This is a genomic window from Microbulbifer variabilis, from assembly GCF_023716485.1.
Lineage (GTDB): Bacteria > Pseudomonadota > Gammaproteobacteria > Pseudomonadales > Cellvibrionaceae > Microbulbifer > Microbulbifer variabilis_B.
In genome coordinates this window covers 55,804-70,709 of record NZ_CP092418.1, presented here as the reverse complement: position 1 = coordinate 70,709, position 14,906 = coordinate 55,804, and the positions used below count along the sequence as shown (strand labels likewise).

The 14,906-nt window shown below is 47.7% G+C and carries 12 protein-coding genes; 4 read left to right on the top strand and 8 right to left on the bottom strand.

All coding sequences use genetic code 11. From position 1 onward, the window contains the following. Positions 1 to 322: 322 nt before the first annotated feature. On the bottom strand, positions 323 to 3,061 hold the full coding sequence (gene polA / locus MJO52_RS00300; RefSeq protein ID WP_252084018.1) for a DNA polymerase I: 2,739 nt from the start codon (positions 3,059 to 3,061) through the stop codon (positions 323 to 325). Between the two features lie 339 nt (positions 3,062 to 3,400). Between polA and MJO52_RS00295 the strand changes: the two genes are divergently transcribed. Next, on the top strand, positions 3,401 to 3,697 hold the full coding sequence (locus tag MJO52_RS00295; RefSeq protein ID WP_252084017.1) for a hypothetical protein: 297 nt from the start codon (positions 3,401 to 3,403) through the stop codon (positions 3,695 to 3,697). A 98-nt stretch (positions 3,698 to 3,795) separates the two neighbouring features. Here MJO52_RS00295 and MJO52_RS00290 read toward each other — a convergent pair whose 3' ends face one another. Beyond that, on the bottom strand, positions 3,796 to 4,695 hold the full coding sequence (locus MJO52_RS00290) for a metal ABC transporter substrate-binding protein (RefSeq protein ID WP_252084016.1): 900 nt from the start codon (positions 4,693 to 4,695) through the stop codon (positions 3,796 to 3,798). Positions 4,696 to 4,830: 135 nt separating this feature from the next. Here MJO52_RS00290 and znuC point away from each other — a divergent pair, with 135 nt between their 5' ends. The 3 genes from znuC (at position 4,831) to MJO52_RS00275 (ending at position 9,291) form a co-directional block, all read left to right on the top strand. After that, on the top strand, positions 4,831 to 5,616 hold the full coding sequence (znuC, locus tag MJO52_RS00285; protein WP_252086047.1) for a zinc ABC transporter ATP-binding protein ZnuC: 786 nt from the start codon (positions 4,831 to 4,833) through the stop codon (positions 5,614 to 5,616). After that, positions 5,617 to 6,426: a zinc ABC transporter permease subunit ZnuB gene (znuB, locus tag MJO52_RS00280; protein WP_252084015.1), complete on the top strand. Its 810-nt coding sequence runs from the start codon at positions 5,617 to 5,619 to the stop codon at positions 6,424 to 6,426. It abuts the gene before it with no gap. 231 nt (positions 6,427 to 6,657) lie between these two features. Continuing rightward, positions 6,658 to 9,291, top strand: coding sequence for a TonB-dependent receptor (locus MJO52_RS00275; RefSeq protein ID WP_252084014.1), 2,634 nt, complete (start codon positions 6,658 to 6,660; stop codon positions 9,289 to 9,291). A gap of 411 nt (positions 9,292 to 9,702) precedes the next feature. On the opposite strand, the gene MJO52_RS00270 is transcribed toward MJO52_RS00275, so the two are convergent. The 6 genes from MJO52_RS00270 to MJO52_RS00245 form a co-directional block, all read right to left on the bottom strand. Continuing rightward, entirely contained in the window at positions 9,703 to 9,912 is a 210-nt protein-coding gene (locus MJO52_RS00270) for a hypothetical protein (protein WP_252084013.1), read from the bottom strand. 98 nt (positions 9,913 to 10,010) lie between these two features. Then, positions 10,011 to 11,207, bottom strand: coding sequence for a dipeptidase (locus tag MJO52_RS00265; protein ID WP_252084012.1), 1,197 nt, complete (start codon positions 11,205 to 11,207; stop codon positions 10,011 to 10,013). A 110-nt stretch (positions 11,208 to 11,317) separates the two neighbouring features. Further along, on the bottom strand, positions 11,318 to 12,097 hold the full coding sequence (locus MJO52_RS00260; protein ID WP_252084011.1) for a CPBP family intramembrane glutamic endopeptidase: 780 nt from the start codon (positions 12,095 to 12,097) through the stop codon (positions 11,318 to 11,320). A gap of 67 nt (positions 12,098 to 12,164) precedes the next feature. Beyond that, positions 12,165 to 12,848: an SCO family protein gene (locus MJO52_RS00255; RefSeq protein ID WP_252084010.1), complete on the bottom strand. Its 684-nt coding sequence runs from the start codon at positions 12,846 to 12,848 to the stop codon at positions 12,165 to 12,167. 3 nt (positions 12,849 to 12,851) lie between these two features. After that, the gene (gene cyoE / locus MJO52_RS00250) at positions 12,852 to 13,745 is read right to left on the bottom strand and encodes a heme o synthase (protein WP_252084009.1); all 894 of its coding nucleotides are present in this window, start codon (positions 13,743 to 13,745) and stop codon (positions 12,852 to 12,854) included. Positions 13,746 to 13,788: 43 nt separating this feature from the next. After that, entirely contained in the window at positions 13,789 to 14,895 is a 1,107-nt protein-coding gene (locus MJO52_RS00245) for a COX15/CtaA family protein (RefSeq protein WP_252084008.1), read from the bottom strand. Between the last annotated feature and the right edge of the window lie 11 nt (positions 14,896 to 14,906).

Below are 14,906 nucleotides of genomic sequence, written 5' to 3'. Positions count from 1 at the left end.
CGCTTAATCCATGAAAAAGCGAGAGCTGTAGAAGGGTTTAATTTGAAGGTAAAAAAAATGCCCCGGACTTGGGGGAGTTCCGGGGCAAACATCTGACTTCCTTGGGGGATGATGACGCATTCCAACGATCTTGCCTTTTTAGAGGGGATGTCGCCGGAACAGTTCCACGATTTCGCGCAAAGAATGCAAAAACGCCGACTAAAACACACTTATTGGCACTTTTTTCATCAAAAAGACGCCTATTAAGCCATCTTGTACCGGCGTATCTCATTGAACTGGCTCTTTTACTTAATGGATGAACCAGTCGCTTAAATTGAGAAACTCAATGCGCTTCATCCCAGCTCTTGCCGCGCCCGAGATCCACAATCAAAGGCACATGCAATTGGGCAGCGCCCTGCATAATCTCCTGTACACCACTGGCCACCGTCTCAACCTCATCCTTAGGCACTTCGAGTACCAGTTCATCGTGTACCTGCATAATCAGTTTTGTCGACAGCTGCTGCTCTTTCAGCCAGGCATCCACGGCTATCATGGCGCGCTTGATAATATCTGCGGCGGTGCCCTGCATTGGCGCGTTGATCGCGGTACGCTCGGCCGCCTGGCGTTGCATGCCGTTGCGCGAGTTGATCTCCGGCAGATACAAGCGGCGACCAAATAGGGTCTCTACGTAGCCCTTTTCCGCCGCCTGCTTGCGGGTATCCTCCATATAACGCAACACACCGGGATAGCGTTCGAAATAGCGGTCGATATAAGTCTGCGCATCGGCGCGTGGGATATCCAATTGCTTGGCCAAGCCAAATGCTGACATACCGTAGATCAGGCCAAAGTTGATGGCTTTGGCACGGCGGCGCTGTTCATCACTGACAGCATCCAGCGCCACTTCAAAGACCTCTGCAGCAGTGGCGCGGTGAATGTCGGCTCCGTGGGCGAAGGCATCCACTAAACCCTTGTCCCCAGACAGGTGCGCCATGATGCGCAGCTCAATTTGTGAATAGTCCGCTGCAATAATTTCACTACCGCCATTAATGCGCGGGTCCGCAGTAAAGGCACGGCGGATACGACGCCCTTCCTCAGTGCGGATGGGAATGTTCTGTAAGTTGGGGTCACTGGAGGACAGCCGACCGGTGGCCGCCACCGCCTGGTGGTAAGAGGTATGCACCCGCCCGCTGCTGGGGTCGATCATTTTCGGCAGCTTGTCGGTATAGGTATTCTTCAATTTGGCCAGACCGCGATACTGCATGATCAACGCTGGCAGCTCGTGATTGTGGGCCAGTTCCTGCAGTACCGCTTCGGCAGTGGATGGCGCCCCCTTGGGGGTTTTCTTGATCACCGGGATCTGCAATTTCTCAAACAGAATGACTCCCAGCTGCTTGGTGGAACCCAGGTTGAATTCCTCACCGGCCACCTCGTAAGCCTTTTGCTCCAACGCACGCATCTTCTGCTCGAGTTCGGCACTCTGCTCGGCGAGCATTTTCGCATCGATATAGGCGCCGTTGCGCTCCATAAGTGCGAGCACCGGTAGCAGTGGCATCTCGATTTCATCGAGTACCTTTTGCAGCGTCGGCTCCCTCTGTAGGCGTGCGCTCAACTCATTGTGCAGACGCAAAGTGATATCCGCATCTTCAGCAGCATAGGGACCGGCTTTATCCAGCTCGATCTGATTGAAGGTAAGCTGTTTGGCACCTTTACCAGCGATATCCTCGAAATGTACCGTGTGCTCGCCCAGGTATTTTAGTGCCAGGCTGTCCATATCGTGGCGGCTGCCGGTGCTGTCCAGTACATAGGACTCCAACATCGTATCCCGCGCGATACCACGCAGCTCGATGCCGTAGTTGGCCAGGATATGACTGTCGTATTTGAGGTTTTGCCCCACCTTTTTCTGCTTTTCATCTTCCAACAGTGGTTTCAGCTTGGCGAGTACCTCATCGAAGGGGAGCTGTTCGGGTGCGCCCATATAATCGTGGGCCAAGGGCACATAAGCGGCACGGTAGGGCTCTACCGCAAAAGACACCCCCACCAGTTTTGCCTGCATATAGTTAAGGCTGGTGGTCTCGGTATCGAAAGCAAAGATCTCAGATGCCTTGAGCTGTTCAAGCCAGGCGTCGAATTCAGTCATCTCGGTGACGATGACATAATCCCGCTCAACCGCCTCAGCCATGGCCTCTTCAGACTCTTCACTGGTCAGCTCTTCCAGCCAGCCGCGAAATTCATTTTGGGTGAACAGCTCTATCAAGGCATCGGTATTGGGATCCGCATTATGCAGATCCTGTGGGTGATAAGGCATCTCCACATCGGTCTTGATGGTGGCCAGTTTGTAGGAGAGTTCTGCCGCCTCGCGGTGTTCGGCCATTTTCTTGCCCAGAGTCTTGGCGCCGCGGAATCCCAACGGTGCAATGGCGTCCAGGTCTGCGTAGATATTTTCGAGGCTGCCGAGATTTTGCAGCAACGCCAGCGCCGTCTTTTCCCCTACTCCGGGGACACCGGGAATATTGTCGGATTTATCCCCCATCAAGGCGAGGAAGTCGATAATCAACTCCGGCCCAACGCCAAACTTCTTCACAACCCCTTCGCTATCCATCTCCGTGTTGGACATGGTATTGACCAGTGTGACGCCGGGGCGCACCAATTGCGCCATGTCTTTATCACCGGTGGAGATAATCACTTCCTGGCCCTTACGCTGGGCTTCCAGGGCCAGGGTGCCGATCACATCGTCCGCCTCGACCCCATCTACCACCAGGCGCGGTAGCCCCATGGCATCGATAATGTCGTGGATCGGCTGAATTTGCTCGCGCAGGTCGTCCGGCATGGGAGGGCGATGGGACTTGTATTCGGCAAACATCTCATCGCGGAAGGTTTTTCCCTTCGCATCAAACACCACTACCACTGGGCTTTGCGGATGCTCCTTCAAGTGGCGGCGCAGCATGCTGATCACACCACGCACGGCGCCGGTGGGTTTGCCCTGGCTGGTGGTCAACGGCGGAAGAGCGTGAAAGGCGCGGTACAGATAGGAGGAGCCATCCACCAGGATCAGCGGGGCGGCAGGGGTGCTTTGTTTACTCATAAATCTCGGGATTCTGTTATTTGTCCTGTCGGGCGCTCGCGGCGCTGGATTGGCCGATAGGATACCCCCCTTTGCACAGTTTTTCCGCTCGCTAGCACCAGGCAGAACATTTACCGCCACCACAGCCCCTGCGGTAAAGCCAACTCATCTCGACGCTGGGTTACTAACAATCGACGCAGCAATCTCACCAAATGCTCAGGCTTGTCTAGTCTTGCCGGTAGCGACTTTTATTAATCGCCAACTCCCCGGAAACAAATGCCAATGGCCGCCCACAGGCGGCACGGGGCCTTTTATTTCCGCAAAAAAGTTACCCACAGATGTACAGGAAGGATTCTTATTATGAGAGGAGTGATGTACGCCGCACTGCTATTTACCGCCTCATTTCTAGCAACGCCAGTAGCCGCGGTATCTGCCTGCCAAACGGAAAAGTCCCATCAAACGGTCTCCGCTACAGCAGATTATCCACAGATACCAAGTCACGAGCTGATGCTGGAAGAAGCCACCAGGGAACAGAGTGAAGCGTTATTTCAACGCCAGATGCGTCAACTGGAAAAGATGCAGCGCAAGGCCGAGCGAGATTCAGCGCGCGCAGAAAAACTTCTGCAATTCAAAAATAAATCCGGTAATGCCGGTTAAGCGGCTCTAATAAGGTATGGTTACAAGGTATGGCCCGCGTCTCTACTGTCGGGCCATCTTTTTTTCCCAAGTCGACATCACATTACCTGGGGCCCAGTTTACTCCTCTGCTTCATCTACACCGCTGTCGGGTATCTCACTAAGACAGCTGCGCGCCTGTACCAACAGTGACTCGATCAAGTCGCGATAGCTGGCATCGGGCCCCAGCTGTTCGCCGAGGGGGTCCAGAGCGACATATTCCAACCCCAAATGCTCTGCCACTTGCCGGTCCCGAGTATTTTCTGGGACTTCTCCAAACAGGCAACCTCGCCCCATCCCACTGAGGCCTAACATGGCGCGTGCACCGCGACCGCCACCGCTGCCATTACTTAGAGCACGGGTATTCACCCCAGCGGAGCCAAAGAAATGTCCATAAGCATCATGGGTCACCACTATGGGTACATCGCGGTAGGCCCACAGGGCCCGGTCCAGCACTTTCTGAAGGCTGGCCATAGATTGGGAAAAGTCGCGGGCGCGACTGCGATACAGCTCAGCCTGTTGCGGCTGCAATTGTGCCAGGCGCTCAGCGATCAGGGCCCCAGCCAATGCCGCATTGCGCGGACGCAGCCACAGGTGGGGATCGGCTGCATTGGCCCCCTGGTACTCAAATTCAGTTGCGCCCAATAACTGCAATTGCCTTTCTTCGGGTAGCGAATTCACCTGCCCGGCCAGCAGCCCCTCCATCTGCGGCCCCAACCAAATCATTAATAAGGCGCGCTCCAGACGTGCCCGCTCCGCAACACTGGGGGCGTAATGGTGGGGGTCGGCCCCCTGGATTAATATTTTCACCGGCAGGTTATCACCGGCAATTTCCCGTGCGATCAGTGCCAGAGGGCGCACGCTCACCACCAGCTCTGTGCGCTCAATGGGCTGCGATTTACCACAGGCCAGCAGGCTGAGGCAGAACAACATCAGGGCGGAAAAGTAGAAAACACGCGAAGAGGGAGACATGAGAGACATTTGGCGACGCAAAACTGAGATATAATCACAACCGGCTTCGTGCCGCCAGCCCGACTGGTGACAGACTCTCCTTTTGAGTCCTCGCTTGGAGGCCACAAACATACGGTTTTTCACGCCCGTCCCGGAGATTTTGTCCTGAACCCTTCCCCGCCGCTAATTACCGCCGACCGTGTCGCGCTACAACTCGCCGGCCGGCAATTACTCCGGGATATCTCCGTGGAGTTGATTCAGAGGGAGATTGTCACCCTGATCGGCCCCAATGGCGCCGGCAAGACCACCCTGCTGCGACTATTACTGGGGCTGACCAAGCCTACAAGTGGCACCGTCTGGCGCCAACCGGGCTTGCGAATCGGTTATATGCCCCAGCGCTTACACATAGACAACTCGATGCCCATGTCCGTGCAGCGCTTCCTACAAATGGGCCAGCCGGGAATAAAGACTACTCAAGCACAGGCTGCACTGGATAGAGTGGGTGCCGGGCAGCTGTTACAAGCCAGCCTGGCAAACCTCTCTGGCGGGGAGATGCAGAGAGTACTACTCGCTCGCGCCGCCTCCCGCAAACCGCAATTACTGGTACTGGATGAGCCCACCCAGGGCGTCGATGTTGGTGGGCAGAGTGAGCTATATCAATTGATAGCCACCCTTCGCGATGAGCTGGGCTGCGGAGTGCTGCTGGTGTCGCACGATTTACATCTGGTGATGGCCGCCACCGACAGGGTGCTGTGTCTCAATCAACACATCTGCTGTCACGGACACCCGGAACAGGTGAGCAAAGATCCCGCCTACCTGGCGCTCTTTGGCGATACCGTGGCTCCCTATACCCACCAGCATAACCATCAGCACAAACTGAGTGGCGATATTGCCGGAGAGTGCAACCACTCTGGTACAAAGTCGAACGGCAAAAATAGAGAGCAACAATAAGTGGTCGAATTTGGAGAATTACTGCACAGCCAATTTCTCTGGTACGCCCTGGGTGCCGGTCTGCTAGTCGCATTAGTTAGCGGCCCACTGGGCTGTTTTGCCGTCTGGCGGCGCATGGCTTACTTCGGTGACACGCTGGCTCACTCAGCCTTGCTCGGTGTCACCCTCGGCTTTGTACTACACATCATGCCCACTCTCGCCGTTGGCGCAACCTGCTGTTTGCTGGCAATTCTACTGGTGTACCTGCAGCGCAGGCAGAAGTTAGCCGTGGATACTCTATTGGGGATTCTCTCCCACTCGATGCTCGCTCTCGGAATCGTGACTGTCAGCCTGTTCGAAATTAAGGTGGACCTACTCTCCCTGTTACTCGGCGACTTACTCGCCGTAGGCAGCCAAGATCTGGTGCTGATGTCTGTTACTGCCGTGGGCATCCTCACTCTGCTTTATTGGCTATGGGAAAAATTATTAGCCTTCACTCTGCACGAGGAGCTGGCCTCGGTGGAAGGTGTACCGGTAGAGAGAATACGCATGGCGCTAATGCTGATGCTAGCCCTGCTAATTGCCATTGCCATGAAAGTGGTTGGTGTGTTGCTGATCACCGCCTTGCTGATTATTCCCGCTGCTGCAGCACGCAGGCTCTCCCGCACTCCAGAGCAAATGGCGCTGCTGGCATCCCTGATCGGCTGCCTCGCCGTAGTGCTCGGCTTGCTCGCCTCTATTTTATGGGACACCCCAGCCGGGCCCTCTATTGTCCTGGCAGCGGCTGTGTTTTTTCTCTGTAGCCAACTACGTCCGCTTCAAAATTACTAGCGCTCCTTTTTACTGTCTTTAAGCTCTGCCACAGCTTCTAATACACTGCCTTTAGCAGCTTTGGCGTTTATTTCATCCGGAAAAAGCGACCCACTTCACCCATTTATCCACAGGGTCTTTGCCCAGCTCTGAGCTAATTGTTTCAGTTTTCCGCCATTGCTAGTGTTGCTCGACGACCAGCCAATTTGGGCCAGTCATGGACTATGACAATAAAAAAGTTGAGCAATAAACATGGAAAAATTCACTCTCCGTCGCAATGTGTTGGCCTCTGCCATTTTGGCCGCGGCCGCTTCAACAACCCCACAGGCTCTCTTCGCCGCCGAGGAAGGCGCTATTGAAGAGGTTACCGTTGTCGGCTCCCGCATCAGCCGCAACTCTGAATTTGAAAATGCTACTCCGATCCAGGTAATGGACCGCGAAAGCATCGAGAAATCCGGTTATACCAACCTACAGCAGCTGTTTGAGAAAAACCCCGCTGCGGGTAATGGCACATTCTCCACCCGCGGCAACAACCAGGATTCCACCGCTAACGGTGCTGCTGCGGTGAGTTTGCGCGGTATGGGAGCTGATGCAACTCTGGTGCTAGTTAATGGCCGCCGTGTCGCTATCAGTGCCTTTGCCGAAGGGATAACCACCAACTTCGTCGATATCAACAGTGTTCCGTTGGCCGCTGTTGAGCGTGTGGAAGTCTTGAAGGATGGTGCCTCCGCCATTTACGGCTCTGATGCGGTAGCCGGTGTAGTCAATCTAGTGCTACGCAAAGATTTCGAAGGTACTGAAGTTTCTATGGACTACGGCAGTGCAGATGGCTATGACGAGCAGTCTTTCTCGGCTGTTTGGGGCATCAATGGGGAAAACTCCAATTTCACCGTTATTTTTGATCATCATAAAAATAGCCGCCTAGCAAGCACCGAACGTAGCGGCTTGGGTACGGCCAACCAGTCCGGTAATGGCGGCCTGGACCTTCGTTCAGGTCGTGGTTATCCGGGAAGTTTCATCCTGCCAGGGGCCACTAAAACAATTGAAGATCCTAACTGTCCAGAGGATCGCATAAAAGTAACCGATAATGGCAATGTATGTGTTTACGATTACGGCCCTTGGACACTACTTACTCCCGAAGCGGAACGTACCGGGTTAATTATGCTTGGTCATAAGCAGTTAAATGAGGACATAGAGTTTTTCAGTGAAATCGCTGTGCAACATAATACTTCTGTAGCCCAGGGTGCCCCAACCCCCCTAGATGCTGATGCAGGGCTTTATGTACTGGCCGACCACCCCAATAACCCCTTTGGCGAAGATGTCGATATCGCCTTTTACCGCACTGTAGATGCTGGGGCACGCCAATGGGATATAGAAACCGACAACTTGCGTGGCGTTTTCGGCCTACGAGGTTCTATCGCCGATTGGGATTGGGAGACATCCATTCAACGCTCACGGAGCGAATCAGAACAAACCGGGAATAAATCCCAAGGTTGGGTACGCACCGACCTATTGCAAGAACAGATTAATGCCGGGAATTACAATCCCTTTGGCGGCGTACAAAATCCGGACTCTGTAATTGATGCCATCACCACCAATCTGGTCCGCCAGGGTAAGTCTGATCTAACAAGCTACAATTTCTCAATCAATGGTGATTTATTTGATACCTCCAATGGCACCATTGCTATGGCTGCTGGCTTGGAATACCGTGAGGAAAAAGCCTCCGATATTCCCGACGATCAATTCCAGCGTGGCCTCATTTTTGGTACTGAGTCTGTATCAGCCAGCGCCAGCCGTGATATCTCTTCGGCTTATGTCGAAGTAGCCATCCCTCTTCCCGCTAAATTCGACCTCACATTGGCGGCCCGCTACGACGATTACAGCGACTTTGGCAGCACCACTAATCCCATGGCCAAGCTGTTGTGGACTGCCACTGAGCAACTATCCTTACGCGCCTCCTGGGGCACCGGTTTTCGTGCGCCATCTCTTGCGCAGATAGGTCTTGGTGACTCACAAGAATCAAAATTTTTGACAGACTATTATGGCTGTGAAGCCAATGGCATAGATATTAAAGATTGCACTAAGCTCGATTACACAATTATTTACTCTCAAAACCCGGATTTAGAGGCAGAGGAGTCTGAGTCCTTCAACATAGGTGCCGTTTACGAGCCTATTGAGAACCTGCGTCTTTCCCTGGACTACTGGAATATCACCCAGGAAGGAAAGATCGATGACATTCCATATACCGGCATCTATAGTCTTCATTGTAACGATCAAGACAGCACCGTCTGCCGACGCAATGAACCACTTGCAGGCCAATCTTTAGGACAGCTGCAATCCCTGCTTAGTAGCTATACCAATATTGGCGAACAAGACGTATCTGGAGTCGACCTTAGCGCTGTATACAGTGGGTTGGAACTAGCCGGTGGAGAGTTAAACCTACGTTTGGACTACTCCTATTTAACTGAGTTTGAGCGTGTGGAGCTCAACTTAAACGGTGATGCACTTATGACCCATGATTTAGCAGGGAAATACGAGTACCCACAGCACCGTTGGAATGCCACAGCTGATTGGAACTTTGATACCTTCGGTATAAGTGCCTTGCTCAGCTATATCGGTGAATTTGAGGATACCCCAAATATCTATGGAAACCTTGATTATGGTGATAATGCTTATCGCACAGTGGATTCATTCCTCACTTTAGGTATACAGGCTCGATATACCGGCTTTGAAAATATGGTTTTAAGTCTCGGCGCCGACAATGTCTTCGACGAAGAGCCGCCTTTCGCAATTGGTAATCAAGATGGCGATCTTTATGGCTATGTACAATCTCAGCACGACCCTCGCGGACGCTTTATCTACGGAAAAATGACTTATAGCTTCTAATCAAAGGGCTTTCGCAAACAAAAAGGGAAGCCATTAGCTTCCCTTTTTATCTTATAGATTTTTTGAAATTATTTAATAGACTTATTCTTCTTCGATCGATCTCCAACTGGCTCATAACCCGCCTTATGGAATTCATAGATAGTCAGCCCTATCCCCATTAAGATACAGGTAGATACGCCAATTCCTATTATCAAAATTAATGTATCAGACATAGCCTTTATCTTCTTGCCAGAAGAGCTGATACTTTAAAGTAGATGCCAAAACTTAAAATACTGGGCACCCATAAGGCAGTAAAAATACCCTGTTCCTTATAGCCGTTAAACCATAAGTACCCAGATAAAAAAAATGAGATCAGAACAGCTAATAAAATAAAGAAATCAGATGCCTTCAACATTGATTTAACCGCCAAATTTAATCATAGTCCCAAAACCCTACCGCAGCTAATAACAATCCTGATATTGTAATCATCGCGGGAATACCTATCCCTTGGATCCCAAAATATTGAATCATTGATGGAACAATATTTAGCACACCTGCCAATCCCCAAAGAAAAAATGGCATAGCAATTAAAAGACCAAACCAACCAAGAAAAAGCCGCGCTTTCCTCAGTCGATGAAACATACAAATTAATCTCTTCAAAAGACCTGTGTTCAGGTTCGACAGTAAAATTTATAAAATTGCTAAAAGCATAGCTCACCAACTTGAGGCCAATGTCTAAATCAGTGCCTTTGTGAAGTCGCATGCTCTTCATTACTTTGCCAGATTCTCAGTAGATTACCCCCGAGGATCTTTTTGATGTCTTCTTCATTATAACCTCGTTCAAGTAAACCAAAGACAAGGTTTGGATATTCTGAAACATCTTTTAGCCCAACAGGTAAACTGTCACCAACACCATCAAAATCTGAACCTATTCCAATATGGTCAACACCAACTAAATCGCGAATATGATCAAAGTGATCAAGTACATCACTTAAATCGGCATAGACAAACATATCCTGATGTAACGTTTCCGTATATTTTTCAACTTCCGGACTATGTATATCTAAGTTATTTTCTTTAATATATTTTTCAGTCAGCCGACTAATTGAGTTATAGGAATCTCTAGATTTAGCACTAATAAATGTTGAGCCAAAATTGACCATAATCAACCCTCCCTGCTTTGCAAGCGCAGTTATCATTGCATCACTCATATTGCGTTCAAAACCTGGGGTGAAATGTCTCGCTGAGGAATGTGAGGCGATTACAGGAACTGATGAAATTTCCATTACCTGCCAAAAGGCCTCATCAGAAATATGGGACACATCAATCATAATACCTAGTGCATTCATCCCTCTCACTAGATCCTTACCAAACTCACTCAATCCTTTCCACGGCCTTGACTCATCATAGGAAGAATCCGAGATATGATTACTCTTAGAGTGGGTTAGGGTAATATACCGAACCCCGCGGTTATAAAAATGCCTTAAATTATCTAAGCTTCCGTCGACACCTGCACCATTTTCCATGCCCAGAGGCAGTGAAATTTTACCCTGCTCAACTTGAGCTTTTAATTCTTTTAAAGATTTAGGAATCGCAAATTTTTCTGGATGCATTTCTACCAATGTCTCGACATTAGTAATCAGCTGGTCTGCATAATCTTTAGCAGTTCCATCAATTTCCTTTTCGGCAGGTATGTAGATCGACATAAAAGGAGCGTTTAAACCACCTTTAATGGCCCTATGATAATCAAAGTCTCCACCTTCTACGCTGGAACCAACATCAACATTTTCTTTCGACAACCTATATGGAACATCTATATGACCATCCACTAACATATTTTCCAGTACAAGTTTTTTCGCAAGTGCATGGTGATTTTCAACATTCCACTCATCACAAGCCGACAAGAATATCAAAATAAAAGCCAAGCATTTTTTCATAAGAATCTCCCAATCAAATAGTAAACGTGAATAAGATCTGCGGTAAAAACTTGAACATTATCAGTACGCTTCAACGTATATCTTGGTTAGATTATTATCACTTTTCAGTTTTAAGTAGGAAGAGGATAAGGGAGTAATAACATATGAAATACATTGACCGCCCAGTGAGCCATCACACAAAGCCAAAAATTTCTACGTAAATACCAGAGAATTGCATAACAAAAAGAGGCTAAACCAAGTAGAATAATTGCTGAAGTATCTGCAGACCACTCAACATGAAGCATGGTAAAAATAACTGTGACTATTGGAACAGAAAGCCATCGCCACTCAGCAAGGGATTCTTCTAATCCTCTTTGTAACACCCAGCGAAAAAAGCCTTCCTCACTAATACATACGACTAAAAGATTGATAACTGCTGCTATTAATATTGTATTAGATATTTTTACCGAAGGGCCATACAAAACCAAACCAATAGCGATTGGAATAGCAATAGTAATTATTAAAAAAAATAAATCGATAGATCGTACGGTTTGTTTTTGACGAAGCATAAAAGCGAGCAAGCCAATAGCAACTAATGCTTTACCACTATTGAAGCTTACATATATCAAATTCCCTGCACTATCTGAGTAGGGAGTAAAAATGTGAATTCGCTCACTACCAGGAATGATATTAAAGCCGGCCAACAGCATAAGCGCAATACAAACAAAATATAAAGCCGCACGCCTCCATCCTCGGCATATTTCAAGTGTGGTTAAAGCGATCCAGGTAAGAGGTGCAAGAAAGCCAGCCCAGCCAAAAGGAATAATACATAAGGATAATATAAGTGGTGCACCCCAAGGGACTTTAGAAACATCCGTTGAGTGAACCTTGTCAAGGCTTTTCAACTGCACTTTACTTCCTTACATCTAAGTATACACAGGTCAAAGAGTAATTTATGAGAATACTCCAATATGTAAATTAACCATTAAAAGTGGCACGAATTGAACGATAGGTTAATTTCATTTTTGCCGGATCCAGTGGGGCTCTAAAGAAAGCATGGTAATGTCCAAGGGGATTTATTAATACAACTTGAGAACCATGATCCATCGTATAATCATTATTATCTAGAATAACTTTATTAAAAGGAACATTAAGTTGACTAGCAAAACGCTTTATTTCTATGAAATTGCCAGTAACACCGAGAAAATCATTATTAAAATATCGAACATAATCATGTAAGATCAGTGGTTTATCTCTGGCAGGATCAACCGAAACTAAAATAACATCGGTATCTGCACGAATATCTTCATCAAGGAGTTTATAGAAACTATTGAGACTCGACAGAGTTGTAGGACAAACATCGGGACAATGGGTAAATCCAAAGAATATGAAAGTCCATTGGCCTTTCATATTTTTTGTTTCAAATGCACTGCCTGTATCGGCGATTAACTGAAAATTATCTAAAATTCTTGCTCGCTGTAATTTCACGGCACCATTTATGCGAAGCTCAGAATCACTTAATATCCTTGGCTGACTTAACTTATGAACAAAGCCAACCAAAACTGCCACAATAAACATCAGTAAAACGGTAATCGTTATACGAACACCACGCTTTTGGCGTTGTATGAATTTAGGCTCAGCCATCTTATGAAGATTAGTCATTTTTTACACCGATATTAAATAGTGATCCAACAACATAATGCAAAATAAAGCCATCAGATAAATAATAGAGTACTTAAAGGTTTCAATTCCCGCATTGGGGTCTCGACCCCGTAGCATTACCAAACTCCAATATATAAACCCAAGACCTAGCACCACCGCCCCAAGAAGGTATAACCAACCTAACATTGCAGTTGCAAAAGGAAGTAAGCTAACTGCAAATAAAATAAATGTATAAAGTAAAATATGCAGATTTGTGTATGGCACACCGTGAGTAACTGGTAGCATAGGAACTTTTGCTCTGGCGTAATCCTCTTTCCTATGCACTGCTAGTGCCCAAAAGTGCGGAGGTGTCCAGGCAAATATGATCAGTACCAGTAACAGGGCATGTGGATGAATTTCATTAGTTACCGCTGTCCAGCCGAGTAGTGGCGGTGCTGCACCAGCGAGTCCGCCAATGACAATATTCTGAGGTGTGGCATGCTTTAAAAACATAGTGTAAATAACAGCGTAACCAATCAGAGATATCAGTGTTAACCAAGCGGTTAATACATTCACAAATACCATTAACACTGCCATTCCAAGAATACCCAGCAACAGAGAAAATAGTATGGCCTTGCGTGGCTCAACTCTTCCTCTTGCGACTGGGCGATTGCTAGTACGCGCCATTTTTGTATCAATGTAACGATCAACCAGATGATTAATCGCTGCAGCGCTACCAGCACAAAGGGCAATACCTAAATTACCCAATATTAAAATTTCTAACGGAACCATTCCTGGAACAGCTAACAACATACCAATCAGAGATGTAAGAATCATCAGCATGACTACTCTGGGTTTAGTCAGTTCATAATAATCACGCCAGTTAGTGAAGCTCAATTTAGCAGTTTGTATAGCCATAATATTCTTCTTCTCTAATTCTTCCTTGATAAGACATAGATCATTACAACTCGGCAGCCAATTCTGAATCTTTTATAATTCTATTTTTTTTAGAATTATTTTCTCGTACTTCAATAGAGCCAGCTGAGTAAATACGATAACAGAAAGTTAAAATACCTAATAATAGAAATGCGGCACCGGCATTATGAGCAACAGCAATTGATAGTGGTAAAAACATAATTACATTTGCGACACCCAAACTTACCTGCATCCCTATCAAAGCAATCAATATAAGGGCCCAACGATACTCACCAGCTTTCCAGGAAAAAAATGAAAGGCTAAGGACTAGTCCGGTCACGATTAAAGCGCCGATACGATGAATAAAGTGAATAGCCGTACGTGCATCACTTTCCAAAGCACCACCTAAATAATTTGGCCCAATTTGTTGGAGGATATTAAACCCTTCCTTAAAATCAGCTTTAGGAAGCCACTCTCCATGACACGTGGGGAAGTCTGGACAGGCAAGTGCAGCATAATTTGAACTCGTCCAGCCTCCCAAGGCTATCTGAACAACTACTGCTATAGCAGTCAAAACGACAAGTGGTAATAAATTATGAAGTTTACGGTAATTTTTAAATTGACCTGATAATTTGTCATATCTCATTCTTTCTACGAGTAACCACAGCATAGATAATGTTGCCATTCCTCCTAGTAAGTGCGCAGTGACAACCTGAGGCCATAACTTCAAGGTGACAGTCCACATACCGAAAGCCGCTTGCAAAGTAATCAGGGCCATCAAAAAATGTATCTGTTTAAAAGTGCGTTGTTTAGGATTACGCCAGGATATGTAAACAAGTGAAGCGACTAATAAAAGCAGGATGCCTGCAAAGTATCTATGCACCATTTCAGGCCAAGTTTTGCTAGTATCTACAGGCGTATCTGGAAATGCATAGTTAGCCGCTTGAATTTCATGATTTTTATCTGGCCAAGTAAGATGGCCGTAACAACCAGGCCAATCGGGGCAGCCCAACCCAGCATCAACAAGCCTAGTAAATGCTCCTAAAGTAACAACAATTATGGCTAAGACACATCCAGCCAATGTTAACTTCAAACGCCAACCAAATTGCTCTTTTATAGGTTGCTTTATTTTCTTTTTTTCTGACGATTCCATGTCACTCTCCA